Origin of the sequence: Micrococcus sp. TCR-5 (assembly GCF_052220525.1) — a bacterium.
GTDB lineage: Bacteria > Actinomycetota > Actinomycetes > Actinomycetales > Micrococcaceae > Micrococcus > Micrococcus luteus.
In genome coordinates, this window is sequence record NZ_JBQPDO010000017.1 from 16,188 (window position 1) to 42,504 (window position 26,317).

Below are 26,317 nucleotides of genomic sequence, written 5' to 3' on the forward strand. Positions count from 1 at the left end.
TGACAGCCCCCTCAGAACAGCAGAAACGTCTGGCTCGCGCCCGTCGCAGCGTGCTGGCTCCCCCCCGCAGCGTGCCGGCGCACCCAGCGCCCCTCAGCCCTTCGGGGCGTAGTACCGGCCGAGGGTCTCGGCCTTGAGCTCCGCGAGCGTGCCATCCTGCATGGCCGCGCGGATCCGGTCCACGAGGGAGACCGTGAACCGCTCGTTGTGGATGGAGAGGAGCGTGTGCGCCACCATCTCCTTCGCCTTGAACAGGTGCCGCAGGTACGCGCGGGAGTAGTGGGCGCACGTGTAGCAGTCGCACTCGGGGTCCAGCGGCCCGAAGTCGCGGCGGTACTTCGCCCCGGGCAGGTTGTAGCGCCCGTCGCGGGTGTAGAACGCGCCGGTGCGGGCCACACGGGTGGGGGAGACGCAGTCGAAGGTGTCGGCGCCGTTCTCGACGGCGGTGAACAGGTCGTCGGGCTCGGAGATGCCCAGCAGGTGGCGCGGCTTGTCCTCGGGCAGCTCCTGCGCGCACCAGCCCACGATGGTCCCGAGGTTCTCCTTCTCCAGGGCCCCGCCGACGCCGTAGCCGTCGAAGCCGGACGCCACGCCGTCGAGCTCCCCCGCGGCCGGGAACTCGGCCCGCATCGCCGCGAGGTCGCGGCAGGCCTTGCGGCGCAGGTCCTCGTACTGGGCGCCCTGGATCACGCCGAACAGCGCCTGGTACGGCCGCGCCGCGCGGACCCCGGTGAGGCGGGCGTGCTCGTCGAGGCAGCGCTGGGCCCAGCGGCGGGTGCGCTCGAGCGCCTCCTCCTGGTAGCCGCGGGAGTTGTGCAGGGTGGTCAGCTCGTCGAAGGCGAACATGATGTCCGCGCCGAGGTTGTGCTGGATGCCCACGGACACCTCGGGGGTGAACCGGTGTCGGTCCCCGGTGAGGTGGGACTTGAACCAGACGCCGTCGTCGTCGACGTTGGCCAGGCGCTCCTTGCCGGGGGCGACGGCGTCGTCGGCGCCCTGCCCCTCGGGCGCGCCGGGGCCCTTCATGTCGATGACCTTCTTGAATCCCGAGCCGAGGCTCATCACCTGGAAGCCGCCCGAGTCCGTGAAGGTCGGCCCGGGCCAGTTCATGAACGCGCCGAGGCCGCCGGCCTCGTCCAGGAGGTCGTCACCGGGCTGCAGGTACAGGTGATACGCGTTGGCCAGCAGCGCCTGCGCGCCGAGGTCCTTCATCGACTCCGGCAGCACCGCCTTGACCGTGGCCTGCGTGGCCACCGGGATGAACGCCGGGGTCTGGATCCGCCCGTGCGGCGTGGTGATGACGCCCGTGCGGCCCAGCGGGGCGCCGTCGTGCCCGGGGGTCTCCAGGCGGTGGGTCACCTCGAAGCCGAAGTGGTCCGGGTGCGCGGGGGCACCGGAGGCGGGCTGCGGCGTCGGGGCGGCGGGGGTCTCAGGCATGGGACCCAGGGTAGTGCGCAGGCACCGCAGGCCGCCCCGGGTCAGCCCAGCACCACCCGCGCCACCGCGCTCGCCACCACCAGGTCCTGCCAAGGCATGCCGGTGGTGACGAACAGGGCGGGCGCGCCCTCCCGACGACGCGCGGTCCCGGCCACGAGCTCGGCCAGCGTCACCGTGTCCTCGATCCCGGCCAGGGCCCCGGAGGCCACCGCGAGGGTCACGTCCCCGGCCTCGCGGGCGGCCGAGTCCCGCGACTCCACCGCCACGGTCGCGCGGCGGGCCAGGGCGTCGTCGGTCTCGCGGGCGTCCGTGGTGTGCGAGCCCATCGCCACGACCGTCGCGTGCTCCGGCACGAGCGTCCCGTCGAACAGCGGGGCCGTCGCGGCCGTGCACGTCACCACGACGTCCGCCTCCGCCACGGCCGCCGGGCCGGCGGCGCTCGCGGTCACGCCCAGCTCCGCTTCGATGCGCGCGGCCAGGGCGCCGGCCCGGCCGGCGTCGCGGCCGACCACGGACACCCGCTCCAGCCCGAACACGTCCTGGAACGTGAGCGCGTGCTCCCACGCCTGCACGCCCGTGCCGAACACGACCAGGTGCCGGGGCGAGGTGTCCGCGAGCAGCCGCACCCCGAGCGCGGACACCGCGGAGGTGCGCAGGCCCGTGAGCTCGACGCCGTCCAGCACGGCCCGCGGGGCCTGGCCGGGGGTGCCCGGGGCGCCGAACAGCACGTAGACGCCCTGGATGACGGGCAGTCCGCGCTCGGGGTTGTCCGGCGTGAGGGTGAGCAGCTTGGTGCCGACCTCGGCCCCGCGCGTCGAGGGCATCTGCAGCAGCTGCCCGGCGGCGGTGGCCACGCGGGTGCGGGGGGCGTCGGCCTCCGGGTCCAGGCCGGCGGCGAGGGCCGCCTCCAGCGCGTCGACGGCGGCGCGCGGGCTCAGGGCGGCGCGCACGGCGGGGCTGTCGATCCAGGGCAGGGAAGCGGTGGCGCGGTGCGTGTCCATGCGGCCACGCTACGGGGTGGGCCGGGCGGCTCAGCCGAACAGCGTGCGGAAGTTCGCCAGGATCCGGCGCGGGTGCTCGGGGTCGACGGCGGCCAGCCCCGCCACCGTGGGCTCGTACTCGCCCGGCGCGAAGTACCCGTGCTCGCGGTAGATCTCAAGGCGCTCGAGGATCCCGGCCTGGTCCAGCTCCGGGTGGAACTGGGTGGCGTACTGGCGGGTGCCGAGCCGGAACATCTGCACGGGACAGTCGGCGCCCGCGGCGAGCAGCACCGCGCCGGGCGGCAGCGCGCTCATCGCCTCCTTGTGGCCGACGTACGCCGCGAACGTGCGCGGCACCCCGGCCAGCAACGGATCCGCGACACCCTCCTCGGTGAGCGTGACCTCGACGGGCGCGGCCGATTCGCCGTACGCGTTGTCCACGACGCCGCCGGCGTGCCGGCCCAGCGTGCCGACGCCGTAACAGCAGCCGAGGAACGGCAGGTCGCGGCGCCGGACGACGTCGAGCATCCGGCCCAGCTCCGCCTCCACGGCGCGCTGCACGGGGGACTTGGTCTCCTCGGGATCGGTGCCCGTGAACGGGCTGCCGGGCAGGATCACGGCGGCGGCGTCCGCGAGCTCCGCCTCCCAGTCCAGGCCGTCCGTGGCCGCGTCGGGGCGCTGCACGACGCGGTCCAGGCGCAGCACCCGCAGCCGACCCTCCGGATAACCGCCCAGGCGCTCGACGGCCTCGACCTCGGCGGCCGCGGCGTCGTCTTCGGGGCGCGTCTGGACGAGGAGGAACGGCCGTGGGTGTGGGCTTGGAACGGCGTCGGTCGGGGTGGTCATTCCGGCAGACTAGCGGGGCATCGGGCCGGGATGGCGTGGCGGCGTCGTGGGGCGTCGTCGGGGGCGGGCCGCGGTCAGCGGTCGGCCCAGGGGCGGGCGTCGGAGGCCCACGGCAGGGGACGGACCCGTTCTTCGGGCAGCGGGTCCGTGGCCAGCCGGCCGTAGCGGTGCACGTCGAGCCGCCGCCCGCCCGCGCGGAGGCGGCCGCGCTGCGTGCCTTCGTGACGGAGCCCGGCGGCCCGGGCGACGGCCCCCGCCGTCGGGCTGTCCGCCCGGTGGGCCAGTTCGATCCGCTCGAGGCCGCCCTCGGCCAGTTCGGCGTCCGCCACGGTGGTCGCCGCGCGCGACATGATCGCGTCCCCGCGCCAGCCCTGATGCAGCCAGGCGGTGAGCGCGCCGGTGCCGTGCGCCTCGTCGCGCGCGACGGCGACCAGGCCGATCAGCGTGTCCGTCCCGCGCTCCACCACGGCGACGGCGTCCGTCCCCTCCGCCTGGACCAGTCCGTCGACGTAGGCGCGGGCGGAGGCCTCGTCGGTGACCTCTGCGGGATCGGCCATGCCGACGGTGCCCGCGTGGAAGGCGGCCAGGACGGCGGGCACGTCCGTGGGGCGGAGGGGGCGGAGCTGGGCGGGTGCGGAGCCGGTCATGCCGGGAGCATAGCCCCGACTGGGGCTGGGAAGTGAGGTGTGCCACACGAGCCGCACCCCGGAGGGCGTGTCACCGGGGACGGGGCCGGCCCTCGACGCCCGTCCCGCGGCCGGACCTCACCGGCGCGTGGCGGCCTTCGCCTCGAGCTCGTCGGCGAGGGTGCGCAGCGTGCCGAGCTCCCGGGCGATCCGGGAATCCAGGTCGGCGTCCGTGAGCGTCTCCGAGCCGCCGCGGGCGCGCAGGTACAGCAGCTGGTCGAACCGGGCGCGGCGCCACTGATACTCGGCCTCGGCGTCGCGGGCCTGCAGGGCGCGGGAGATCTCCCGGTCGTAGAGCGGCGGCTCGTTGAGCTGGCGTTGGCGCACCTCGAGCACCCGGGCCGCCCGGCCCGGCTCGGAGGGGACCTCGTCCGCCTCGAGCAGGCGTCGACCGAGGTTGGCGGCGGCGATGTGCTCGCCCTCCTCGCGCAGGATCAGCGACGCCAGGGACAGCGCGGCCTGGATGGACTTCCACCGTCCCACGGCCCCGTCCCACGGCAGGTTCGTCAGCAGGCCCAGGGTGGCGAGCGTGCCCTCGGTGTCCTCGTGCAGCAGGTAGAGCCGCTCGGCCATGCCGAACACGTCCTCCAGCTGGGAGCCGGAGCGCAGGTTCAACCCGTGGGAGAGCCGGGCCGCGGTGGCGGTCAGCTCGGTGTCCTCGAGGTGGCGCTTGCCGACGGCGACGATCCGCTCCTCGGGGGAGCCCGCGTCCACGGGGGAGAAGGTGGTGTCCGGGACGGCCCTGCGCTCCTCCGGGCGGTCCGTGCGGACCCGGATCACGGAGCCGTGGGCGATCTTGACCTCGCGGCCGCCCTCGAGGGTGGCGATCACGAGCGCGGGGGTGCCGAAGTCGTCCCGCATCACCCGGGTCGAGGCCACGGGCGGGGCGGGCTCGCCGCGGCGGGTCAGGAAGCTGTCCCCGGGCTGCACGTCCTGGGACTTCAGATGGCGGAGGTAGCCGCCGACGACCGGTGCCATGCTCAGCGCCCCCATCCCACGTGGGCGAGGGCCTGGCGCACCAGGTCCCCGCGGCCACCGATGAACTCGGCCTGGATGTCCTCGCCGAGGGCCTCCTCGGGGGTGAGCCAGGTCAGCTCGAGCGCGTTCTGGCGCGGCTGGCACTCACCCGTCACCGGCACCACGTAGACCAGGGCCACGGCGTGCTGGCGGTCGTCCGTCAGCCCGGTCTCGGACGGCGCCGGGAAGTACTCGGCGACGGTGCAGGGGACCACCGACGGCGGCAGCTGCGGGAACGCGAGCGGGCCGAGGTCCTTCTCCAGGTGGCGCATCAGCGCGGCGCGGATGGTCTCCCGGTACTGGACGCGGCCGGAGACGAACGTCCGCTGGAACGTGCCGGTCTCGTCCGCCACGTAGAGCAGGCCGATCTCGGTGACATAGCCGAGGGAGTCCAGCCGCACCGGGATGGCCTCCACATACACCATGGGCAACCGACGCCGGGCCTCGTAGAGGTCCTCGTCGGACAGCCAGCCCGGATTCGGGTCGGGGGTGCGCACGCTCATGGTTCTGTTCTACCGGAGTTCCGCGCCGGGGGCACACCGGGTCCCGCGTGTTCCGCTCACCACTTGGCGCGGAAGTACTGCCGGGCCATCGGCACCTGCTCCGAAGGGACGTCGAGGGCGAGGGCGGCCGCGGTCGGCCAGTTCGGGTTCGCCAGGGCGGCGCGACCCACACAGACGGCGTCGGCGCGGTCCTCGTCCACCACGGCCGCGACCTCCTCGGCGCCGGTCAGCGAGCCGACGGCGGACACCACGATCCCCTCGGTGCCCTCCTTCACGGCGGTGGCCAGCGGCACCTGATAGCCCGGGCCCTGAGGGCCCTCGTAGGTGTCCCCGATGCCCGCGGAGGACAGGTCGAACCAGTGCACCTGCCCCTGCAGCTCCTGCGCCAGGCGGACGGTCTCCTCGATGCTCCAGCCGCCCTCGACCCAGTCCGAGCCGGAGATGCGGATGCCGAGGACCTTGTCCGCGGGCCACACCTCGCGCACGGCCGCCACGACCTCCTTGAGGAAGCGGGTGCGGCCCTCGAAGTCCCCGCCGTACTCGTCGGTCCGGGTGTTGGTCAGCGGCGAGAGGAACTGGTGGATGAGGTAGCCGTGGGCGGCGTGCAGCTGCACGGCGCCGAAGCCGGCACGGTCGGCGCGCTCGGCGGCGTCGGCGAAGGCCTGGACGGTCTCCCGGATCTCGTCCACCCGCATCGCGTGGGTGCGGATCTCCATGGAGTTGGTGGCCACGCCGGAGGGGGAGAGGGTCTCCCAGGAGTCGGGGCCCTCGAGGATCGGCTGCCCGGCGGGCGCGCCCGGGTGCATGGGGACGGTCGAGGCCTTGGCGCCGGCGTGACCGAGCTGGATGGCGGGCAGGGCGCCCTGGGAGGCGATGAACTCGGCGATCGGCGCCCACGCGTCCCGCTGCTCGTCGTTCCACAGGCCGGTGTCCCACGCGGAGATGCGTCCCTCGGGGGTGACGGCGGTGGCCTCGGCCACCACGATCCCGAAGCCGCCGGCCGCGCGGGCGCCCAGGTGCTGGAAGTGCCAGCCGTGGGGGACGCCGTCGCGCGCCTCGCACGAGTACTGGCACATCGGCGGCAGGATCAGGCGGTTGCGTACGCGCACGCCGTTGATCTCGATCGGTTCGAAGATCGCGGGCACGGCGGGGGCGTCGGTCTGCGGGGTGGCGGTCTGAGTCATGCACCCCACCCTACGAGCGGGTCCGGACACGGGAGGGCACGCGTCCGCGGCGGGCGGAAGGGGCCCGGCCCGTGCGACGAGGGAAGTCGTCACCGTTGCTGCGGCCACCCCTACCTTGGGCCCATGCCCTCCTACCGTGCCCGCCTGCAGATCGGCGACCTCCTGCCCGGCCACCGGCCCGAAGAGGTCATGGACCTGGCCGAGGCGGCCGTCCAGGCCACGCACGTGCTCGCGGCCAAGGACATCGAGGTCGTGGCGCGCGTCCCGCGGATCGTGCTGCGCTTCACGGTGCCCGGCTCGCACCGGGCCGGCGAGGACGCCGAGGCCGCCGAGGTGGCGCGGCGGATGGCGGAGGCGGTGTCCGGCGTCGCCGTGACGGGCCGGCTGGACGTGCTCCGGCGCGACGGCGGTCGGTGGGTCCCGGTGCCCGCTGGGCCCGGGCGCTGAACGGGGCCGGGCTCAGGCGCCGGCCGGGTGCGGCCGGCGGGCGGCGTCGCGCTCGATCTGGCGGGCCCAGGAGCGGCGCACGGCCGCGGCGGTGACCAGCAGGAGCGCCCCGAAGGCGGCCGCGAGACCCACCCACGCGCTCTGCTGCGCCCCGAGCGGGCTGGGCAGCAGGCGGGGCAGGGCGAGGCAGAGCAGGGTCCAGGCCATGCCCAGGGCCACACCCATGCGGCCGCGCCCGCCGAGCACGAGGCGCAGGGCCGCCAGCAGCAGGGCCACCAGCACCAGCAGGGCGAGCAGCTCGGTCGGGAACCCGTCGACGTGCACACCCCAGGCGTGGAGGGCGGCACCCACCGCGGTGGGCGCGCCGGCGAGGAGGGTGCCCAGCAGCACGCCGAACGCGCCGTCCTCGGCCACCCGTGCGACGCGGCGGGCCGCCGGGCGGGCGCCGAGCCGCCGGACCACACGGAGCATGAGGACCAGGGCGAGCAGCCACGGGACGACGTCGAGGCCCCCGGGGGCCAGGACGGCCAGGGGGAACCACAGCGCCAGCGCCAGCAGGGTCCCCGCGACCGCGCCCCGGATGCGGCGGTGCCGCGGGGACGCCCCCTGGCCCCGCCCCCACTGCCGGAGCACGTACATCCCGGTCAGCAGCCACAGCACCGGCCAGATCGCCGGGTGCAGCGGGGACAGCCCGAACACGCTCGCGCCGGGGCCGTGTCGGCCGTCGGCGGTGAACGGGTACGCGCCGGCGTCGAGCGCGCCGAGTCCCGGGACGCGCCCGGCCAGACCGAGGCCCCACGCACCGGAGAGCACGAACAGCGCCCACACGACGGTCAGCAGCGTCTGGCCGCGTCGGTCCGCAGCGGTCGGTGAGCCGGCCGGCTCCTCGGGCGGGGCGGGGGTGTAGCCGGGGATCAGGGGCAGGGCGCCCGTGACCGGCCCCGCCGAGGAGTGGGCGATGGCCTCGGCCCGGACGGCCTGCGCCTTCGTGGACAGCCGCTGCCGCCGCCGCCACTCGGGCAGGGCCACCCGGGCCCGGGCGAACAGCTCCTCATCGGTGAGCCGCTCCTCCGGGTCGGACAGCAGCGGCCGGTCGGCGGCGGCCGGGAAGACCTCGGGGCCCTCGAGCTCGCGCGCGGCCCGGGCGAGCGCGCGGGACTCCCGCTCCTCGTGCTCGCGACGGCGGCGGGCGGCGTCCTCCGCCGCACGGCGCTCGGCCTCCCGGGCGCGGTCCTCGAGGAGCCGGGCCTGGGCGAGGGCGCGTTCGGCGTGCAGCACGGTGTGGGCGCGGACGCGTGCGGCCTGGCGACGACGTCGCTCGGCCTCGCGGCGGGCGGCCTCCTCCGCCTCGCGACGGCGCCGCTCGGCCTCCTCGGCCCGACGGCGCCGCTCGGCCTCGACGCGTTCGGCCTCGAGGCGACGGCGTTCGGCCTCGGCCGCCTGCCGACGGCGCTCCGCCTCCGCCTCCGCCTCGAGCCGGAGCCGCTCCCGCTCGGCGAGCGCGGCCTCCTCGCGGGCCCGCCGCTCCGCCTGCACGCGGGCGCGCTCGGCGGCGACCTCCGCCTCCCGGCGGCGCCGTTCCTCCCGCTCCCGGCGGCGGGCCTCCGCCTCGGCGGCGGCACGTGCCTTCTCCTCGGCCGCCACCCGACGGCGCCGCTCGGCTTCACGCCGACGGCGCTGCTTCTCCTCCTCGCGGCGGCGGCGGGCCACCCGCGCGGCCTGGGCCCGGCGGGCCTCCTCGTCGAGGCGGGCCTGGAGGGCGGCGGCGTCGCGAGCCTGGGCGGCGTCGCGGGCCTGGGCCGCGGCGGCGGCCTCGGCGACGAGCCGCTCGTGCTCGGCGGCCCGGCGACGGGCGGCCTCGGTGGCGCGCTCCCGGCCGGATCGCAGGCGGGCCCGCCGGCGCTCCTCGGCCGCAGTGCGGCGGCGTGCGGCCTCCGCGGCCTTCTCCGGGTCCCGGCCCGGGGCGGGGAGGATGCGTTCGACCGTGCCGACGAGCGGGTCGGTGAAACGGGCGAGGTCCGGGCTGCCGAGGCGGTCCAGGATCTCGCTGAGGTCGCGGCGTGGACGCTGCTGGGCGGGAGCGCCCGGGGTGCGCAGACGGTCCATGGCGCGGTGCACGTCCGCGCGGCGGTCCTCGCGCACGCGGCGCTCGGCGGCGGTCTCGGGTCGGCCCGAGCGCAGGGCGCGCTCGTGACGGCGCAGATCGCGGCGGGAGATCTCCCCGGGCGCGGCCAGGGCGCGGCGGGGGCGCGCGGCGGGGGCACGCGTCGCGTCGTCGTCGGGACGGGGCGCCGAGGCGCCCCGGAGGCGCTCGAGGGCGGCGCGGGACTCGGAGGACGCGTCCTGCATGCTCACCCCTTCCGGCCCCGGCGACGGTGGGCCATGATCCCCGCGATCATCAACCCTGCAAGGGTACCGAACACCATGCCGACCACCGCGGACGCCCACCACGGCAGGCCGGTGGCCCGGCCGGTGATCCAGCCGAGCCCCACCATGGACCCGGACCACGCGAGCGAGCCTGCCCCGGACAGCCACAGGAACACGGGCCAGCGGATCCCGCCGATCCCGGCCGCCGCCATCGACGCCGTCCGCCCGCCCGAGACGAACCGCAGCACGGACAGCCCCGCCAGGCTGCCCGCCGGGCCCACCCGCACCAGCAGGCTCCGGATCCCCCGGTGGATCCGCCGCCACCACGCCCAGCGGTCCAGGCGGTCGGCGAGGCCGTGGCGGAACAGCGCGTAGAGGCCGACGTCCCCGGCCCAGCAGCCCAGCCACGCCGCCAGCACCGCGGCCACGGGAGAGACCCGGCCCTCGGCCGCGAGCGCCCCCGAGCCGATGACCACCACCTCGGACGGGACGGGCGGGATCGGGGCGTCCAGGGCCACGAGGAGCGCGGTGAGCGGATGGAACCACGCTCCGAGCGCGTCCATCAGGGCGGCCGGGTCCCCGCCCGTCACCGCGGTCGCTCCTGCAGCTCGGCGGGGGAGGTGAACTCCCGCTCCTCGCCCGTCACCGGGTCCGTGAAGCGCAGCGACCGGGAGAGCAGCTGCAGGGGCCGTGCGACGTCGTCCGGGGCGAGGTCGAGCAGGTCCGGGTAGAACGGGTCGAACGCGATGCCCAGGCCCAGGGCGGCCAGGTGGATGCGCAGCTGGTGGGTGCGCCCCGTGCGCGGGGTGAGCCGCAGGTGCGCCACGCGCCGCCCCGCCAGCGTCCCGGCGGAGACGCCGACGCCCAGCAGCTCCACCCGGGACTCGGCGTTCGCCCCGGCGTGGGGCCGGTTCGACCGCCGGGTCCGCACCGGCGCGCCCGCCCGGCGTCCCGAGGCGGCCGGCGGGATCTCCTCCACCACGGAGCGCAGGATCCCCTTGTCCTTGCGGATCCGGCTGCGCACGGTCAGCGGGAACCGCCCCAGGACGGGGTCCGCCGGGGCGCCGGGGCCGCGGGCGCCGTCGTCGGGGGCGTCCGGCAGGAGCGCCACGGCCTCGTAGGTCTTGGCCACGGCACGCCGCTCGAAGAGCAGGTGGTAGGCGCCGCGGGTGGCCGGGTTCGCGGAGAACATCACGACGCCGGCCGTCGCCCGGTCGAGCCGGTGCAGGGGCACGAGGTCATCGAGGCCGAGCTCGTTGCGCAGCCGCACCAGCGCGGTCTCCTGGACGAAGCGGCCGCCCGGGGTGGTGGGCAGGAAGTGCGGCTTGTGGATGACCACGAGGTGCTCGTCGCGGTGCAGGAGCGTGTGCGTCACGGGCAGCGGGGCCTCGTCGGGGACGTCCCGGTAGTACCAGAGGTCGTCGTGCACGCCGAGCGGCGTCGTCGGCGTCAGTGCGGTGCCGTCCGCCGCCACGACCTCGCCGCGGGCGAAGCGCGCGCGGATGCCCTCCGGGTCCACGTGACCGAACCGGTGGAGCACGTAGTCCTGCGCGGTGGGCCAGCCGGAGGTGGGCAGGCGCAGGCGCGTGGCGTTGACGCCGTTGCGCGGGGGGAGGGGAGAGGGGACGGCCACGGGTCCATCCTCCCAGCCCGGCGCGGCTGCGTCCGACCGGCGCCGCTCAGTCCGACCGGCCGGGCCGGCCGGAGCCGGTGGTCTCGTCCTCGGCCGGGCCGCGGTCCTGCGGGGTGAGCACCACGACCTCCTCGGCCGGCGCGGCGCGCCCCGTCACCTCGTGCGCCGGGACCGCCCCGCCGACGTCGACCACCACGGTGTCCAGCACCGCGCCCGCGGGGACCTCGCAGTCGCCGAGCAGGAGGCTGCCGCGCACCGTGGCGCCGGCCGCCACGACCACCCCGGGGCCGACCACGCTGTCCGACACCTCGCCCGCGATCCGGCAGCCCGGGCTGAGCAGCGAGCCGGAGACGCGGGCGTCCGGGGCCACCCACGCCGGCGGCGCCTGGTGGGGGTTGGTGATCAGCGGCCAGCCTTCGGCGGCGACGTCCAGGCCGGTGCCGTCGAGGATCTCCCGGTGGGCGCGGACGTACGCGTCCAGGGTGCCGATGTCCCGCCAGTACCCGACGAGGCGGTGCTCCCGTACGCGTCCCCGCGCCACGAACGCCGGGATGATGCTCTCCCCGTAGTCGCCGAGGGAGGAGCCCACGGGGTCGCCGTCCTCATCGGTCTCGCCCTCGTCCTTGGTGGCCGCCTCGTCCTCGCCCGCCACGAGGTCGCCGACCACCTCGGAGAGCGCGGCGACGTCGAACACGAACACCTCGGTGGCCACGAGCGTGCCCGCCGGGTCCTCCGGCTTGTAGGCGTAGTCGGTCACGGCGCCGTCGTCGTCCACCTGCACGACGCCGAAGCGCGAGGGGTCCTCGTCCGTCTCGGTGGTGACCACGGTGAGCTCGGCGCCGGAGCGGGCATGCTCGGCCAGCACGGGGCGCAGGTCCAGCTGGTACAGGTGGTCGGCGGAGAGCACGACGACGGTCTCGGCGCCGAACTGCTCCAGCAGCGGCAGCTGCTGGGCGATCGCGTGGCCGTTGCCGCGGGCGAAGCCCTCCTCGGCGCGGCCCTGCGCGGGAGGCAGGAGCCGCAGGCCGTGGCGGGTGCCGTCGAGATCCCACGGCCGGCCGCCGGCCAGGTGCTGGTTGAGCGTGAAGGGGCGGTACTGCTCCACGACCCACACGTCCCGCAGGCGCGAGTGGGCCAGGTTGGACAGGACGACGTCGATCAGCCGGTACTGGCCCGCCAGCGGCACCATCGGCTTGGCGCGGGCCGCGGTGAGCGGCATGAGGCGGCCGCCGGTGCCGCCGGCCAGCACGAGCGCGACGACGGCGCCCTCCGGGTCCTTCGGGAACGGGTCGGCCATGACTCCTCCTCGGGTCGGGGCGGGTTCAGCGTAGGGAGCGGGGACGACACGTGGCCACCGTTCGGGTGCGTCCGGGTCAGCGCTGGCAGTGCGGGCACCACCACAGCCGCCGCGCATCGTCCTCGGGGGAGCCGTAGTCCTCCTGGCGGACGGGGCCGCGGCAGCGCAGGCACGGGGCGCGGTCGTGTCCGTAGACCCAGTACGACGGCGTCCGGCCGGGTGCCGTGCCGGGTGACGGGCCGGCCGGGACCAGCACCTCGACCCCGAAGGGCCGCCCCGGGTTGGGACGCACGCCCGTGGTCCGGCGCCGGGCGCCCGTGGCGGGGGCGGCGGGCGGGACGTTGGCGCGCAGCAGGTCCCGGGCGAGCAGCACGAGTCCGGCGACGTCCTCGACGTCGCCGATCGGCCGGTGCGGGTCGATGCCGGCCAGCAGGAGGGTCTCGCAGCGGTAGATGTTGCCGATCCCGGAGACGAGCCGCTGGTCGAGCAGGGCCAGGCCGACCGGCCGCTCGGGCCGGGCCGTGAGCCGCCGCACGCCCTCGGCGAGCAGCGCGGCGCCGTCGTCGGGCGTGTCCCAGGCCGGGTCCAGCAGGTCGGGGCCGAGGTGGCCGAGGACGGTGGCCTCGTCGGCGGTGGGCACGAGGGTGAGCAGGCCCAGCTGGGCGCCGAGCACGCGGTGCTCCGCCGTCTCCAGCACCGCCCGCACCTGCCAGGCGGGGGCGCCCCACCGGGCGTCGATGGCCGAGACGAGCCAGCGGCCCTCCATCTTCAGGTGCGAGATCAGGGTGAGCGGACGGGCCCCGGGGCGGGCCGCGGGCGGGGCCAGCCGCATCAGCAGGTACTTGGCGCGCGGCAGGACCTCGGCCACCCTCCAGCCGGTCAGGTCCGCGGTGGCGTGGCGGGGCACGCGCAGATCCGCGTGCGTCAGGACCCGGCCCTCGAGCATGGGGCGGAGCCGGTGCGCGACGCGGACGAGGGAGTCGCCTTCAGGCACGGGCCGTCACCGGCTCAGGCCGCGTTGAGCTGCCAGGTCACGCCGAAGCGGTCCCCGACCCACGCGAAGCGGCGCGAGAAGCCGTCGTCGTCGGGCGGCATGCAGTCACGGCCACCGCCGGCGAGGAGCGCGTCGTGGATGGCGTCCACCGCGGTGGCGTCCGGCAGCTCGACGAACAGGCGGATGGCCGGGGTGAACGTGAACCCGTGCGGGGTGAAGGAGTCGAAGAACCGCAGCCGTTGGCCGGCGATCTCGAGCTCGCCGTGCAGGACCTTGCCCGCCCATTCAGCGCCGCGCGGGGAGGAGTCGTCGAAGAGGTCGCGGCGGACCTCGGTGACCGGCAGGTGCTCCACGAACGCGGTGAGGTAGGCGTCCATGGCCGCACCGGCGTCACCCTCGAACAGGAGGAACGGGGTGACGGAGGGGTCCGAGGGGTGCGGCAGGGAGTCCTCGAGGGCCTCGGGGGCGGGGGACGTGCCCGTGGGGGCGGTGCCCACGTCCTCGGGCGGGGCGGCGTCGATGCTCATGGGCCGAACCTACCCCCGGGACCCGCCGCCGCGACAGGCCGCCCGGGCAATGCGGGTTGAGTTGTCGCGGGTGTTCGACGGCGGGACCCGTGACAACTCAACCCGCGTTGCGGACGGACAGACGGACGTGGGTTCTCAGTTCCGGAACCGGATGCCCGACGGGCTCGAGTAGAACCCCGCGGCCAGCAGCGCCTCGGCCAGCGGCGTGCCGAGCACCGGCCCGCCGTTGACCTTCTCCAGGCTCAGCCGCTCGGTGCGGCCGGTGCGCAGCGCCCACACGAGCGCCTCCGCCGCGGCCCGCAGCTCACCCGGCTCCTCCGTGAACACGAGCAGCGTGCGCCCGCCGCGCTCCATGTAGAGGGCCAGCCGCCCCGCGATCAGCACGACGACGGCGCCCGCCTTCCGGCCCGGGCGATGGCCCGTGGGCACGACGCCGTCCGGCCCGGCCGGCACGGACGGCCAGTCCAGCGCGGCGCCGTAGGGATTCGCCGGATCCGTCGCGGCCAGGGCGAGGGCGAGGGGGGCGGCGTCGACGGCGGCGTCCTCCTCGTCCCGCTGGAACCCGCGCAGCCGATCCACGACGGCGCCGGTGGAGAACTGTGCGCCGCCCAGCCCGTCGACGAAGTGGCCGCGGCGCACCTGGCCCGCGTCCTCCATCCGGGTGAGCAGCCGGTACTGCCCCGCGAATCCGCCGGGGACCTCCTCGGCCACCACGGAGCCGCGCGTGATCACGCCGTACCGGTCCAGCAGCAGCTCGGCGGTGGCGTGGGCGCGGATCGTGGGGTCCTGCTCGGCGGCGGGCAGCAGGGACCAGCGGCCGGCCGAGCGGGCCTGCTCGGCGGCCGAGAGCCCGACGGTCCCCGCCGTGAGACCGGCCGAGCCCCGGGCGCCGCCCTCGGGCGAGGCGAGCCCCGCGTACCGGCCACGCCCGCGCACCCCGGCCAGCCGCCCGCCGAGCCCGCGCCCGGCCGCCGCCCCCGCGGCCCCGCCCGTCCGCGCGGTGCGGGCCCGCGGCGTCTGCCGGCCGGTGCGGTGCGCGGTCTTGCCGAGCGAGAGCAGGCCGCGGACGGGGGCGAACGTGTCGTTGCCGACCCGGCCGTCCCACACCAGGCCCCACAGCGCGGCCAGCACCGCGGGGCCGCGGGCCAGGTCGGCCGGGTCGCGGTGCGGGTCGGGGCCGCCCGCCCCGCCTGCGCCACCCGCGTCGCCGTCGTCGCCCGCCGCCTGCACCGCCCGCACCCGCTCCACGAGCTGGGGGAAGAACCAGGCCCCACCGCCGGCGAGCACCTCGAGCACGGCCGCGCGCAGGGCGGCGTCGGCCGGCGTCTCCTCCGCGGGCTCGGGCAGGCGCAGCGTGAGGTCCACGGCGTCGGCGGGGTGCAGGGCCACCCAGCCGTCGTTGCCGGTGGCCTCCCCGACGCCCGACCACACGTACTCGCCCGTGGCCAGCAGCTCGTCGAGCAGGGCGGGGGCGTAGTCCCGCACGCGGGCGGGCAGCACGAGGGACTCCCACGCGCTCGCGGGCAGGGGCGTGCCGGCCAGCTGGTCCAGGACGGTGGCCACCCCGTCCACGCCCTCGAGCGTGGCCGGCGGACGCCAGGCCCCGTCGCGCCCCGTCCGCGGCCGCAGGTGCTGCCAGTCGGCGAGGAACCGGGCGTACGCGGCCTGGTCCACCGGCTCGACCTCGGCGCGCAGCGCGGCGAGGGAGCGCATGCGGATCCGCCGCAGCACCTCGGCGTCGCACCACTCGGCGTCCAGGCCGGTGGCCCCGGGCGTGCCCTCCGGCCGGAACGCGCCCGTGCTCACGCGGCGCTCGGTGGCCAGGCGCTGCAGCACCGAGAGCACGACGGCGCCCCCCAGCCCCAGCGCGGCCCCCGCCTCGGCGGCGGTGAAGGGGCCGTGGGTGCGGGCGTAGCGGCCCACGAGGTCCCCGAGCGGGTCGTCGACCGGGTCGAGGAACGCGGTGGGCACTCCGTGCGGGATCGGCGTGCCGAGCGCGTCCCGCAGGCGGGCGGCGTCCTCGACGGCGGCGAACCGCTCGACCCCGTCCTGGCGCAGGCGGAACGCGCGGCCGGAGCGCTCGAGCTCCGCCAGCATCCCGGCGACGGCGGCCTCGTCCGCGGCCTCCTCCGTCTCCCCTTCGGCCCGTGTGCGCCGCGCGGCCTCGGCCACGGACAGCGGCCCCAGCAGGCGCAGCAGGTCCGCCACGCCCTCGGTCCCGCGGGCGCGCCGGTCGGGCGCGAGCCGCTGCAGCTGGGCCTCGACCTCGGCGATGACCCCGGCATCCAGCAGCTCGCGCAGCTCCTCCGTGCCCAGCAGCTCGGACAGCAGCGCGGGGTCGAGGGAGAGCGCGGCGGCGCGGCGCTCGGCCAGCGGGGAGTCGCCCTCGTAGATGAACTGGGCGATGTAGCCGAACAGGATGGACTGGCTGAACGGGGAGGGCGCCGTCGTCGTGACCTCCACGAGCCGGACGGCCCGCGAGGCCACCCGCCCCGCGAGCTCCTTGAGCGCAGGGAGGTCGTAGACGTCCTGGAGCACCTCGCGCACGGTCTCCAGGATCACGGGGAACCGCGGGTGCTTCCGTGCCACGTCCAGCAGCTGCGCGGACCGCTGCCGCTGCTGCCACAGGGGGGTCCGCCGCCCGGGGTCACGGCGCGGCAGCAGCAGGGACCGGGCCGCGTTCTCCCGGAACCGGGCCGCGAACAGCGCGGACCCGCCGACCTCCGCCGTGACGATCTCGTCCAGCTCCTCGGCCGTGAACTCGAACAGCTCCGCGCCCGGCGGCTCCGCGTCCATCAGCGGGATGCGCAGCACGATCCCGTCGTCGGCCGCCATCGCCGCGCCCGAGCCGGTCTCCAGCCCGTACCGCTGCGCCAGCCGCGCCCCCACCGCGAGCGCCCACGGGGCGTGCACCGCCATGCCGTAGGGGGAGTGCAGCACCACGCGCCAGTCGCCGAGCTCGTCCGTGAACCGCTCCACCACGAGCGTCTGCTCGGTGGGCAGCACACCGGTGGCCTCGCGCTGGTCCCTCAGGTAGGCCAGCAGGTTGTCCTGCGCCCACGGGTCCAGGCCCGCGGCGGCCAGGCGGGTGCGGCCGGCCTCGGGGTCCGCGTCCAGCTCGCGGCGGAAGCGCCCGACGGCGTCGCCCAGCTCCGCCGGCCGGCCCGCGGCGTCGCCCCGCCAGAACGGGAGCTTGCCGGGCTGCCCGTAGGCGGGCAGCACCAGGACGCGGTCCGCGGTGATGTCCACGATCCGCCAGCTCGTGGCGCCCAGCAGGATGACGTCCCCCACGCGGGACTCGTAGACCATCTCCTCGTCGAGCTCGCCGACCCGGCGTCCGCCGGAGCGGGCCGAGCCCGCGGACGCGGTGCCCGCCGACTCGGCCGTGTCCCCGGCCGCCGCGCCGCCGGGTGTGCCGTCCGCGCCGCCGTCGGAGGCCAGGAACACCCCGAACAGGCCGCGGTCCGGGATGGTGCCGCCCGAGGTGACCGCGAGGCGCTGGGCGCCGGGGCGGGCGGCGAGCGTGCCGTTCTCCCGGTCCCACAGGATGCGCGGGCGCAGCTCGGCGAACTCGTCCGAGGGGTAGCGGCCGGCCAGCAGGTCGAGCACGGACTCGTAGGCGGAGAACGGCAGCGTGGCGAACGGCGCGGACCGGCGCACGAGGTCGAACCACTCCTGTGCGTCCAGGTCCGCGACGGCGACGGCGGCCACGGTGTGCTGGGCGAGGATGTCCAGCGGGTTGGCGGGGATGCGCAGCGACTCGATGCGCCCGGCCGTCATGCGCTCGGCCACGACGGCGGTGTCCACGAGGTCGCCCCGGTGCTTGGGGAAGAACACGCCCCGGGAGACCTCGCCCACCTGGTGCCCGGCGCGGCCCACGCGCTGCAGGCCCGAGGCCACCGAGGGCGGCGACTCCACCTGGATCACCTGGTCCACCGCGCCCATGTCGATGCCCAGCTCGAGCGAGCTCGTGGCCACGACGCAGCGGATCTGGCCGGTCTTCAGCGCCTCCTCGACGATCGCGCGCTGCTCCTTGGACACGGAGCCGTGGTGGGCGCGGGCGAAGTCGGAGACGGTGCCCGATCCGGTGCCGGTCTGCCCGGCCACCTGGGCGGGGCCGTGGAAGCCGGTCGGGTCCGGCGTGCGGAAGCCGGGGACGGCGTCCGGGTGCTCGGCCGCGGCGGCCGCCTCGGCGCGGGCCTCCCAGATCTCGTTGAGCCGGCCGGTGAGGCGCTCGGCCAGGCGGCGCGAGTTGGCGAACACGAGCGTGGAACGCCGCTCGGCCACCAGGTCCACGATCCGCTCCTCGACGTGCGGCCAGATGGACCCGCCCGTCACCGCGCCCTCGTCGCCGAGCCGGCCCGTCGAGGAGCCGGGTCCCAGGTCGTGGGCTGCGGCGGGGGAGGAGAGGTCCGTCAGGTCCGGCACCGGCACCGTGACCGTCAGGTCCCAGCGCTTGGCCGAGGCGGGCCGCACCACCGTCACCGGCTGCGTGCCGCCGAGGAACCGGGCCACCTCGGCGGCCGGCTCGACCGTGGCGGACAGGCCGATCCGCTGCACCGGCGTGTCCAGCAGGGCGTCCAGGCGCTCGAGGGAGACGGCCAGGTGGGCGCCGCGCTTGGTCCCGGCGACGGCGTGCACCTCGTCCACGATCACCGTGCGGACCCCGGCCAGCGCCGCGCGGGCCTGCGAGGTGAGCATGAGGTACAGCGACTCGGGCGTGGTGATGAGGACGTCCGGCGGATCCTGCTGCAGGCGCCGCCGCTCGGCCGCCGGGGTGTCCCCGGAGCGCACACCCACCCGGACGCGCGGCACGGGCCTTCCCTGGTGCGCGGCGGTCTGCGTGATGCCCACCAGCGGGGCCCGCAGGTTCCGCTCCACGTCCACGCCGAGCGCCTTCAGCGGGGAGACGTAGAGGACGCGGGTGGCCGCCGTCCCCTCGGCGGCGGGATCGCGCACGAACGAGTCGAGCGCCCAGAGGAAGGAGGAGAGGGTCTTGCCCGAGCCGGTCGGCGCGATCACCAGCGCGTGCCGCCCCGAGGAGATCGCGTCCCACGCGCCGAGCTGGGCCGGCGTCGGGGCCTCGAACGCGCCCGTGAACCAGGCGCGCGTGGGCTCGGTGAACCGGCCCAGGACGACGTCGGCCGCGGGCGTGGGCGCGCCCGCTGCGGTCTCCGCGGGCCCGCTCATGCGTGGTGGTACGGTCGGCCGGCGGAGATCTCCTGGGCCCGGTAGACCTGCTCCGCCAGGATCAGCCGCACGAGCTGGTGCGGGAAGACGAGCGGGGACAGGGACCAGACGCGGTCCGCGCGGGCGTGGACCCGGGCGTCCACCCCGTACGCGCCTCCGATGACCATCGTCACCGGGGCGCCGACGTCGAACCGGCTCTGCAGGTGCCGCGCCAGGCCCGGCGAGTCGAACGCCGTCCCCCGCTCGTCCAGCAGGATCAGGTGCTCGTCCGCGCCGACCGCGCCCAGGATCCGGTCCGACTCCTCCGTGCGCGCCGCCTCCTCCTGCCGCGCGGAGTGCGGCAGCAAACGCCATGAGAGGTCGTAGGGCTTCTTGAGACGCCGCTCGTAGCGGTCGATCCCGTCGACGACCCACGCCTCATGCTTCTTGCCGATGGCCAGCACCCGAACAGACATGGCCCCATGATCGCACCGGCCGCGGACACGGTACGGCGGTCGGTGCCCGCCGCTCGGCTACGCTCGCCGGGGCGGGGTGCCTGGCTCCGCACCGGAAGGGGGCCCATGACGTCGACCGCACGGTCCGCGCGGGTGTCCCGCCGCGCCGCGCTCGGCCTCGGGGTCGGCGCCCTCGCGGTGGGCGAGGTGGCCGTCGTCGCGGACCTGGCCGGTGCGCCCGCCGGGCCGCTGGGCGCCAACTCGACGGCCCTGTACGGCATGCGCAGCTCCACCGGCAACACGTACGCGGCCCTGCCCGGGCGCGCCGGACGCATCGACGTGTACCGGCCGCCGGGCCAGGGCCCGTTCCCGGTCCTCGTGTGGAACGCGGGCTCCGGCTGGCGCAGCGATCGCGGCTACAGCGACGGCGCCGACGTCGCCCGCGGCCTGGTCCCGCACGGCTACGCCGTCGCCGCGTTCTCGGTGCGCAGCTCGAAGCAGGGCGCGTTCCCCGCCCAGGTGGAGGACGCGACGGCGGCGGTCCGCTGGGTGCGGCGCAACGCCCCGGGCCTGCAGCTGGACGCGGGGCGGGTGGCCGTGGCCGGCTCGTCGTCGGGCGGTTGGAACGCCCTCATGGCCGGCCTCACGGGCGGACAGGACCTGGACCGGGAGCAGGTGACGCCGCCCGGCCGGGAGGTGCCCGACGGCGGCCACGCGATCCCGGAGGAGGACCGCGTCCAGGCGATCGTGGACTTCTTCGGCCCTACGGACTTCCTGACGATGAACCGCCAGATGCTCCCGGGCGCGTGCGCGGACTACAACCGCGCGAACCGGCTGAAGCACTGCCACCTCGACGACCGCAGCACCAAGTCGGACATGCTGGGGGTGCCGGTCCTGGCCTCGGGCGGCCTGACCCGGCTGGCCTCCCCGATCGCGCACCTGCGCCCGGACTCGCCGCCCCTGCTGGTCGTCCACGGGCGCAAGGACGTCACGGTGCCGTGGGGGCAGAGCCTCGAGCTGTACCGGGCCGCGGAGGCCGCCGGACTGCGCACCGCGTTCTACTCGGTGGCCGAGGGCGGCCACGACCTGGGCATGATGACCGCGAAGACCCGCAGCGCGGAGGTGCTCCGCAGCGGTGTGCCGGCCAGCGCCGTGCACGCCACCATCTCGTGGTCCGCGGTGGCCTCGTTCCTGGACGCCGTCCTGCCACGCTGAGCCGGCGGCCGGACCCGCCCCGGCATGACGAAAGCCCGGGAGCACGAGGCTCCCGGGCTGCACATCTGGCGGTGACGGTGGGATTTGAACCCACGGTACGGGGTTACCGTACACAGCATTTCGAGTGCTGCACCTTCGGCCGCTCGGACACGTCACCAGACCAGGACACCCTACCCGAGCCGTGGCGGCGCGCCCAAACCGACCGCCCGCCGTCGTCGGGCGCGGGCGCGTTCAATCGCGCTGTGCCGCGAAGAACTCCCGCAGCAGCGCCGAGCTCTCCTCGGCGCGGACGCCGGCGCGGACCTGCACCCGGTGGTTGAAGCGGGGGTCGCGGACCACATCCAGCACCGAGCCGCACGCGCCCGCCTTCGGGTCCCACGCCCCGAACACGACGCGCGGGATGCGGGCCAGCAGCAGCGCGCCGGCGCACATGGGGCAGGGCTCGAGGGTCACCACGAGGGTGCAGTCCGTCAGGCGCCAGCCGTCGCCCGCCCCGGCGGCGGCCCGCAGCTCCGCCCCGCGACGCAGCGCGAGGACCTCGGCGTGGGCGGTGGGGTCGTGGTGCTGCTCGCGCTCGTTCCCGACGACGGCCAGGACGGTCCCGTCGCCGGCCACGAGCGCGGCGCCGATCGGCACGTCGCCGGCCGCCCCGGCCGCGCGGGCGGCCCGGAGGGCCAGGCCCATCCACGTGTGCTCTTGCTCGGCCGTGGGCGCGGGGGAGGGGACGGGGTCGGACACGCGGCCAGCCTAGCGGCGGTGTCGGCGCCCCCGCGGGCGCGGGGGCGGGCGCAGGGGCGCGCGTGGGCGGTACCGTGGGCGCCATGCGCGTCCACATCGTCGACCACCCGCTCGTGGCCCACAAGCTCAGCGTCCTGCGGGACAAGAAGACCCCGTCCATGATCTTCCGGCAGCTCACGGAGGAGCTCGTGATGCTGCTCGCCTACGAGGCGACGCGCGATGTGGCCATGGAGGAGGTGCGGATCGAGACCCCGGTGACCGAGACCACCGGCTTCCGGCTGGCCCGCCCGCGTCCGCTGGTCGTGCCGATCCTGCGCGCGGGGCTCGGGATGCTGGAGGGGATGACCAAGATGGCGCCGTCCGCCGAGGTCGGGTTCCTCGGCATGGCCCGCAATGAGGAGACGCTGGACATCGTCACCTACGCGGAGCGGCTGCCCGCCGACCTGTCCGGGCGTCACGTGTTCGTCCTGGACCCCATGCTGGCCACGGGAGGCACGCTGATCGAGGCCATCCGCTTCCTCTACCAGCGCGGCGCGGCGCGGGTCACGTGCCTCTGCCTGCTCGGGGCGCCCGAGGGCATCGAGCGGCTGGAGGCCTCGCTGGGCGACGTCGAGGTGGACCTGTACCTGGCCGCCGTCGACGAGCGCCTGGACGAGCGGTCCTACATCGTCCCCGGCCTCGGCGACGCCGGCGACCGGCTCTACGGTCTGGCGGAATGACCTGAACGGACCTCCGCGTCCTCCACGAGACGACCACGGCCCCTGCCCCCACCCGGCGGGGGCCGTGGTCGTCTCACGGGAGCGTCTCCGGCGGGGGCGTCAAGCGGGGCCGTGAATGTGTCGTCCATCTAGTGGACGTCGCGACCTGCTGTGACCCGTCATCATGGCGTCACATGGAAAACCTGGAAGTCGCCTGCATAAATATTCCGCATACTCGCTCGTCCTGCGCCGCGCCCTGCCCTGTTGAACAATGAAAGAGTCACGCGGGCGAGCCGACCGGCCGCGCGACGCTATTCCGATCCGCGAATAGTGATGTTGAGCACATTCAGAACTCTTTCTCTCAAATAGTGAGACAAAAGCGCGAACGTTACTTGCCAGTCCCCTCGGTGAAGTCACATTCTTGTCATGTGACGCCTCGTCCGCCGCACCGACCGAGCGGTGGAGGGGCCATGAGCCGAAAGAGGAGTGGTGGCCATGGGTCAGTCCGCCGGATACGTGCACATCTCCGTCCGCAACGCGCAGCGTCGGGCCGACGGCATGTCCCGCCGAGGCCAGGCCCGCGCAGGCCTGCGCCTGGCCGGTGGCACCGACGCCCCCGACTCCCAGACGGCGCCGACGCCGGTCCTCGCGCCGAACGGTATCCCGGGTCCCCAGGCGGTGGCCCGGGAGAACGAGGCCCGCGGGTTCGTCATCTACGTGGGCATGGACGAGCTGGCCGCCTCGGCCGCCGGAACCTCCCTCACGCGGCTGGCCAACGAGCTGCGCCACTACGTGGAGTCCCTCGTCCCCGGGGCGGAGTCGCACGCCGCCGTCGCCCTGGCCCCCGCCGGCGCGGAGGGCCGCGACATCGAGGTCGTGCGCCAGGTGCTCGGCGACCCGACCGTGCAGGGCGGCACCCGTCCCGACCTGGCGCAGGCGCCAGCCCCCGTGTCCACGCGCCAGCCCGGTGTGCTGATCGACCTGTCCCGGCGCGAGGTGCAGCTGGACGGCGAGTCGCTGAACCTCACCTTCAAGGAGTTCGAGCTCCTGAACTACCTCGTGGAGAACGGCGAGCGCACCGTCGGCCGCGAGGAGCTGCTCGACGCCCTGTGGCGCAACGCCGACGAGGTGCCCAACGAGCGCACCATCGACGTGCACATCCGCCGCCTGCGCGCCAAGCTCGGCCGCCTCGCGAACACCGTGCGCACCGTGCGCGGCCAGGGCTACCGCTTCTACCGCCACCCCGAGGTGGTCGTGTGGGCGGCGCCGGAGTACAGCATCTGACCCGCGCCCGCCCGTGTCCGACGACGGCCCCCGCTCACCCGAGCGGGGGCCGTCGCCGTAGCCTGGCCGCATGAGCACCGCCGACGCGAAGACCCTGATCGTCCTCCGGCACGCCAAGGCCGGCTGGCCCGACGCGGCCGACGACCACGCCCGCCCGCTCGCCGAGCGAGGCCACGCCCAGGCGCCCGCCGCCGGCGACTGGCTCCGCGAGCACGACCTCGTCCCGGACGCCGTCGTGTGCTCCGACGCGCTGCGCACCCGTCAGACGTGCGTGTGGGTGTGCGAGCGCCTGGGCGAGCTGGCACCCACGCCCTACCTGGACCCGCGGCTCTACGGCGCCGACGCGGCGCGGGCCCTGGCCGTCGTCAACGAGACGGAGGAGACCACGCGACGGCTGCTGGTGGTGGGCCACATGCCGTGGGTGCAGGAGCTGGGCATGCGGCTGATGAGCCTGGACTCGGACCAGGACGCGGCGCTGCGCATGAGCGAGCACTACCCGACGCTCGGGATGCAGGTGTTCCGGGTGGAGAAGCCGTGGGCCGAGCTCGACGGCCGCGACGCCGCCCTGACGCACTTCGTGGTTCCGGGGCGCTGACCTCCGCGGCGGCGGGCGTGGCAGAGGCGCGCCGACATGACGAAGGCCCCGCTCCAGCAGGAGCGGGGCCTTCCGATCGTGCGCCCAAAGGGATTCGAACCCCTGACCTTCTGTTCCGTAGACAGACGCTCTATCCAGCTGAGCTATGGGCGCATCATCCGATCCGTCGGAGCGGCTCGAACTCGTAGAACACTACAGGACCTCTCTGACGAAGTGCAAATCGACGGTCTGCGGCCGCCTGTGCCGGGGGTGTGGCGGGGGCGCGGCCATGATAGCCGGGCTCGGGTACCATGGCAGGACCGTGCGGCCACAACGATGTGGTGCGCGCTTCGGCGGTGCACGCATCGGAGTGGACGGGACGGAACGGCCCCGGACCCCAATGGGAGGACTCTCCACCATGGCTGACAACGCCACCACCTCGTTCGCGGATCGCGCCGTGGCGGACGCGCCCACGGACTACGCCCAGCTGCGCGAGTGGGTCGCTCAGATCGCAGAGCTGACGCAGCCGGACTCCGTCCAGTGGGTCGACGGCTCCGAGGAGGAGCGCGACCGCCTCGCGGACGAGCTCGTGGCGGCGGGCACCCTGACCCGCCTGGCCGAGGACAAGTTCCCCAACTCCTTCGCCGCGTTCTCCGATCCCGCCGACGTCGCCCGTGTGGAGGACCGCACCTTCATCTGCTCCGAGAAGGAAGAGGACGCCGGCTTCACCAACAACTGGATGGACCCGGCGAAGATGCACGGCATCCTCGACGACGCGTTCACCGGCGCCATGCGCGGCCGCACCATGTACGTGATCCCGTTCGTGATGGGCCACCTCGACGCCGAGGACCCGAAGTACGGCGTGGAGATCACCGACTCCGCCTACGTGGTCCTGTCGATGCGCATCATGGCCCGCATCGGCCAGGACGTGCTGGACAAGATGTCCCGCGAGCAGGCCTTCTACGTGCCGGCCGTGCACTCCGTGGGCGCCCCGCTGGAGCCGGGCGAGCAGGACGTGCCGTGGCCGTGCAACGAGACCAAGTGGATCGTGCACTTCCCCGAGGAGCGCTCCATCTGGTCCTTCGGCTCCGGCTACGGCGGCAACGCCCTGCTCGGCAAGAAGTGCTACGCGCTGCGCATCGCCTCCGTGATGGCCCGGGACGAGGCCTGGCTCGCCGAGCACATGCTGATCCTCAAGCTGACCAACCCCGAGGGCCGGTCCTACCACATCACCGGCGCCTTCCCGTCGGCCTGCGGCAAGACCAACCTCGCCCTCATCGACCCCACGATCGAGGGCTGGAAGGCCGAGACCCTGGGCGACGACATCACCTGGATCCGCGCCGGCAAGGACGGCGAGTTCCGCGTGATCAACCCGGAGACCGGCTACTTCGGCGTCGCCCCCGGCACCGGCTGGTCCACCAACCCGAACGCCATGCGCGCGATCTCCAAGGGCAACTCCATCTTCACCAACGTCGCCCTCACCGACGACGGCGGCGTGTGGTGGGAGGGCATGACGGATGAGGTCCCCGAGCACCTCACCGACTGGCGCGGCAACGACTGGACGCCCGAGTCCGGCACCCCGGCCGCCCACCCGAACTCCCGGTTCTGCACGCCCATCGAGCAGACGGACATGCTGGCCGACGAGTACCGCGACCCGCGGGGCGTGAAGCTGGACGCCATCCTGTTCGGCGGCCGCCGCAAGACCACCGTGCCGCTGGTGACCGAGGCCTTCGACTGGGAGGACGGCATCCTCAAGGGCGCCACCCTCTCCTCGGAGACCACCGCGGCCGCCGCCGGCGCCGTGGGCGTCGTGCGCCGCGACCCGATGGCCATGCTGCCGTTCCTCGGCTACGACGCCGGCGACTACCTGGCCCACTGGGTCAGGGAGTCCGGCAAGGCCGACCCGGAGAAGCTGCCGCGCATCTACCTGGTCAACTGGTTCCGCCGCAACCGCGACGGCGGCTTCGCCTGGCCCGGCTTCGGCGAGAACTCCCGCGTCCTGAAGTGGGTCGTGGAGCGCCTCGAGGGCAAGGCCGAGGCCGAGGAGACCCCGATCGGCCTCGTGCCGGCCTCGGGCTCGCTCGACCTGTCCGGCATCGAGGTGTCGGCCGAGGACCTCGAGGACGCCCTCAAGGTCGACGCCGCGGAATGGGCCGAGGAGAACGAGCTCATCGAGGAGTGGCTCGGCCGGTTCGGCGAGTCCCTGCCCGCCGTCGTGCGTGAGCGCTTCGAGGCGCAGAAGGCCCGGTTCGCCCAGGCCTGAGCC

22 protein-coding genes and 2 tRNA genes are annotated in these 26,317 nt (G+C 75.4%); 6 read left to right on the forward strand and 18 right to left on the reverse strand.

The genetic code is table 11. The features are described from left to right. Positions 1-93: 93 nt before the first annotated feature. The 7 genes from tgt to ACTSKS_RS09810 form a co-directional block, all read right to left on the reverse strand. Entirely contained in the window at positions 94-1,437 is a 1,344-nt protein-coding gene (gene tgt, locus ACTSKS_RS09780; RefSeq protein ID WP_442927501.1) for a tRNA guanosine(34) transglycosylase Tgt, read from the reverse strand. A gap of 41 nt (positions 1,438-1,478) precedes the next feature. Then, complete coding sequence (locus ACTSKS_RS09785) at positions 1,479-2,438, reverse strand: ornithine cyclodeaminase family protein (protein ID WP_442927502.1); 960 nt, start codon at positions 2,436-2,438, stop codon at positions 1,479-1,481. 30 nt (positions 2,439-2,468) lie between these two features. Then, a complete protein-coding gene (locus ACTSKS_RS09790) occupies positions 2,469-3,263 on the reverse strand; it encodes a glutamine amidotransferase (protein ID WP_115165427.1) in 795 nt (264 codons plus the stop codon). A gap of 74 nt (positions 3,264-3,337) precedes the next feature. Continuing rightward, complete coding sequence (locus ACTSKS_RS09795) at positions 3,338-3,910, reverse strand: GNAT family N-acetyltransferase (protein ID WP_442927503.1); 573 nt, start codon at positions 3,908-3,910, stop codon at positions 3,338-3,340. A 117-nt stretch (positions 3,911-4,027) separates the two neighbouring features. Next, positions 4,028-4,927 carry a DUF6707 family protein gene (locus tag ACTSKS_RS09800; RefSeq protein WP_225941407.1) on the reverse strand — a complete coding sequence of 300 codons (900 nt, stop codon included), beginning with the start codon at positions 4,925-4,927 and terminating at the stop codon, positions 4,028-4,030. Between the two features lie 2 nt (positions 4,928-4,929). Beyond that, positions 4,930-5,469 (reverse strand): NUDIX hydrolase family protein, encoded by a 540-nt coding sequence (locus ACTSKS_RS09805; RefSeq protein WP_036316089.1) that lies wholly within the window; start codon positions 5,467-5,469, stop codon positions 4,930-4,932. Between the two features lie 56 nt (positions 5,470-5,525). Then, positions 5,526-6,653: an NADH:flavin oxidoreductase/NADH oxidase gene (locus ACTSKS_RS09810; RefSeq protein ID WP_036339859.1), complete on the reverse strand. Its 1,128-nt coding sequence runs from the start codon at positions 6,651-6,653 to the stop codon at positions 5,526-5,528. Between the two features lie 123 nt (positions 6,654-6,776). On the opposite strand from ACTSKS_RS09810, the gene ACTSKS_RS09815 reads away from it, so the two are divergent. After that, a complete protein-coding gene (locus ACTSKS_RS09815) occupies positions 6,777-7,100 on the forward strand; it encodes a hypothetical protein (protein WP_101966093.1) in 324 nt (107 codons plus the stop codon). Between the two features lie 12 nt (positions 7,101-7,112). Here the strand turns inward: ACTSKS_RS09815 and ACTSKS_RS09820 are convergent, their stop codons facing one another. From ACTSKS_RS09820 to ACTSKS_RS09855, 8 genes are all read right to left on the reverse strand, one after another. Then, on the reverse strand, positions 7,113-9,449 hold the full coding sequence (locus tag ACTSKS_RS09820; RefSeq protein WP_442927504.1) for a hypothetical protein: 2,337 nt from the start codon (positions 9,447-9,449) through the stop codon (positions 7,113-7,115). A 2-nt stretch (positions 9,450-9,451) separates the two neighbouring features. Beyond that, complete coding sequence (locus tag ACTSKS_RS09825) at positions 9,452-10,057, reverse strand: DedA family protein (RefSeq protein ID WP_060775810.1); 606 nt, start codon at positions 10,055-10,057, stop codon at positions 9,452-9,454. Next, a complete protein-coding gene (locus tag ACTSKS_RS09830) occupies positions 10,054-11,100 on the reverse strand; it encodes a pseudouridine synthase (RefSeq protein ID WP_442927505.1) in 1,047 nt (348 codons plus the stop codon). Before ACTSKS_RS09830 ends, ACTSKS_RS09825 begins: the two co-directional genes overlap by 4 nt. Positions 11,101-11,146: 46 nt before the next feature. Further along, positions 11,147-12,397 (reverse strand): glucose-1-phosphate adenylyltransferase family protein, encoded by a 1,251-nt coding sequence (locus ACTSKS_RS09835; RefSeq protein ID WP_442927506.1) that lies wholly within the window; start codon positions 12,395-12,397, stop codon positions 11,147-11,149. 76 nt (positions 12,398-12,473) lie between these two features. Then, positions 12,474-13,391, reverse strand: coding sequence for a DNA-formamidopyrimidine glycosylase family protein (locus ACTSKS_RS09840; protein ID WP_442927507.1), 918 nt, complete (start codon positions 13,389-13,391; stop codon positions 12,474-12,476). 14 nt (positions 13,392-13,405) lie between these two features. Further along, positions 13,406-13,918, reverse strand: a complete 513-nt coding sequence (locus ACTSKS_RS09845) for a VOC family protein (protein ID WP_442927508.1) — start codon at positions 13,916-13,918, stop codon at positions 13,406-13,408. 135 nt (positions 13,919-14,053) lie between these two features. Further along, positions 14,054-19,108, reverse strand: coding sequence for an ATP-dependent helicase (locus ACTSKS_RS09850; protein WP_442927509.1), 5,055 nt, complete (start codon positions 19,106-19,108; stop codon positions 14,054-14,056). Next, positions 19,105-19,563, reverse strand: a complete 459-nt coding sequence (locus ACTSKS_RS09855) for a 23S rRNA (pseudouridine(1915)-N(3))-methyltransferase RlmH (protein WP_174232859.1) — start codon at positions 19,561-19,563, stop codon at positions 19,105-19,107. Before ACTSKS_RS09855 ends, ACTSKS_RS09850 begins: the two co-directional genes overlap by 4 nt. A 105-nt stretch (positions 19,564-19,668) precedes the next feature. Here ACTSKS_RS09855 and ACTSKS_RS09860 point away from each other — a divergent pair, with 105 nt between their 5' ends. Continuing rightward, positions 19,669-20,757: a CocE/NonD family hydrolase gene (locus ACTSKS_RS09860; protein WP_442927510.1), complete on the forward strand. Its 1,089-nt coding sequence runs from the start codon at positions 19,669-19,671 to the stop codon at positions 20,755-20,757. Between the two features lie 66 nt (positions 20,758-20,823). On the opposite strand, the gene ACTSKS_RS09865 is transcribed toward ACTSKS_RS09860, so the two are convergent. Together ACTSKS_RS09865 and tadA are read right to left on the reverse strand one after the other, a co-directional pair. After that, positions 20,824-20,914, reverse strand: a tRNA-Ser gene (locus tag ACTSKS_RS09865). A 74-nt stretch (positions 20,915-20,988) separates the two neighbouring features. Beyond that, entirely contained in the window at positions 20,989-21,495 is a 507-nt protein-coding gene (tadA, locus tag ACTSKS_RS09870; protein WP_442927511.1) for a tRNA adenosine(34) deaminase TadA, read from the reverse strand. An 83-nt stretch (positions 21,496-21,578) separates the two neighbouring features. Here tadA and upp point away from each other — a divergent pair, with 83 nt between their 5' ends. The 3 genes from upp (at position 21,579) to ACTSKS_RS09885 (ending at position 24,072) form a co-directional block, all read left to right on the forward strand. Beyond that, positions 21,579-22,214, forward strand: a complete 636-nt coding sequence (gene upp / locus ACTSKS_RS09875; RefSeq protein ID WP_010079486.1) for a uracil phosphoribosyltransferase — start codon at positions 21,579-21,581, stop codon at positions 22,212-22,214. A gap of 474 nt (positions 22,215-22,688) precedes the next feature. Next, the gene (locus ACTSKS_RS09880; RefSeq protein ID WP_036316068.1) at positions 22,689-23,477 is read left to right on the forward strand and encodes a winged helix-turn-helix domain-containing protein; all 789 of its coding nucleotides are present in this window, start codon (positions 22,689-22,691) and stop codon (positions 23,475-23,477) included. 70 nt (positions 23,478-23,547) lie between these two features. Next, positions 23,548-24,072: a SixA phosphatase family protein gene (locus ACTSKS_RS09885; protein WP_002854135.1), complete on the forward strand. Its 525-nt coding sequence runs from the start codon at positions 23,548-23,550 to the stop codon at positions 24,070-24,072. Between the two features lie 79 nt (positions 24,073-24,151). Here ACTSKS_RS09885 and ACTSKS_RS09890 read toward each other — a convergent pair. Next, positions 24,152-24,225 (reverse strand) — tRNA-Arg (locus ACTSKS_RS09890). 244 nt (positions 24,226-24,469) lie between these two features. Here ACTSKS_RS09890 and ACTSKS_RS09895 point away from each other — a divergent pair. Further along, positions 24,470-26,314, forward strand: coding sequence for a phosphoenolpyruvate carboxykinase (GTP) (locus ACTSKS_RS09895; RefSeq protein ID WP_442927512.1), 1,845 nt, complete (start codon positions 24,470-24,472; stop codon positions 26,312-26,314). Positions 26,315-26,317: the final 3 nt, after the last annotated feature.

Bases quoted from the DNA above. Each gene is read 5' to 3' on its own strand.
- ACTSKS_RS09895 (WP_442927512.1), top strand. From the start codon at position 24,470: ATGGCTGACAACGCCACCACCTCGTTCGCGGATCGCGCCGTGGCGGAC.
- ACTSKS_RS09790 (WP_115165427.1), bottom strand. From the start codon at position 3,263: ATGACCACCCCGACCGACGCCGTTCCAAGCCCACACCCACGGCCGTTC.
- ACTSKS_RS09835 (WP_442927506.1), bottom strand. From the start codon at position 12,397: ATGGCCGACCCGTTCCCGAAGGACCCGGAGGGCGCCGTCGTCGCGCTC.
- ACTSKS_RS09795 (WP_442927503.1), bottom strand. From the start codon at position 3,910: ATGACCGGCTCCGCACCCGCCCAGCTCCGCCCCCTCCGCCCCACGGAC.
- upp (WP_010079486.1), top strand. From the start codon at position 21,579: ATGCGCGTCCACATCGTCGACCACCCGCTCGTGGCCCACAAGCTCAGC.
- ACTSKS_RS09805 (WP_036316089.1), bottom strand. From the start codon at position 5,469: ATGAGCGTGCGCACCCCCGACCCGAATCCGGGCTGGCTGTCCGACGAG.
- ACTSKS_RS09810 (WP_036339859.1), bottom strand. From the start codon at position 6,653: ATGACTCAGACCGCCACCCCGCAGACCGACGCCCCCGCCGTGCCCGCG.
- ACTSKS_RS09880 (WP_036316068.1), top strand. From the start codon at position 22,689: ATGGGTCAGTCCGCCGGATACGTGCACATCTCCGTCCGCAACGCGCAG.
- ACTSKS_RS09815 (WP_101966093.1), top strand. From the start codon at position 6,777: ATGCCCTCCTACCGTGCCCGCCTGCAGATCGGCGACCTCCTGCCCGGC.
- ACTSKS_RS09850 (WP_442927509.1), bottom strand. From the start codon at position 19,108: ATGAGCGGGCCCGCGGAGACCGCAGCGGGCGCGCCCACGCCCGCGGCC.
- ACTSKS_RS09855 (WP_174232859.1), bottom strand. From the start codon at position 19,563: ATGTCTGTTCGGGTGCTGGCCATCGGCAAGAAGCATGAGGCGTGGGTC.
- ACTSKS_RS09860 (WP_442927510.1), top strand. From the start codon at position 19,669: ATGACGTCGACCGCACGGTCCGCGCGGGTGTCCCGCCGCGCCGCGCTC.
- ACTSKS_RS09800 (WP_225941407.1), bottom strand. From the start codon at position 4,927: ATGGCACCGGTCGTCGGCGGCTACCTCCGCCATCTGAAGTCCCAGGAC.
- ACTSKS_RS09820 (WP_442927504.1), bottom strand. From the start codon at position 9,449: ATGCAGGACGCGTCCTCCGAGTCCCGCGCCGCCCTCGAGCGCCTCCGG.
- ACTSKS_RS09885 (WP_002854135.1), top strand. From the start codon at position 23,548: ATGAGCACCGCCGACGCGAAGACCCTGATCGTCCTCCGGCACGCCAAG.
- ACTSKS_RS09785 (WP_442927502.1), bottom strand. From the start codon at position 2,438: ATGGACACGCACCGCGCCACCGCTTCCCTGCCCTGGATCGACAGCCCC.
- tgt (WP_442927501.1), bottom strand. From the start codon at position 1,437: ATGCCTGAGACCCCCGCCGCCCCGACGCCGCAGCCCGCCTCCGGTGCC.
- ACTSKS_RS09845 (WP_442927508.1), bottom strand. From the start codon at position 13,918: ATGAGCATCGACGCCGCCCCGCCCGAGGACGTGGGCACCGCCCCCACG.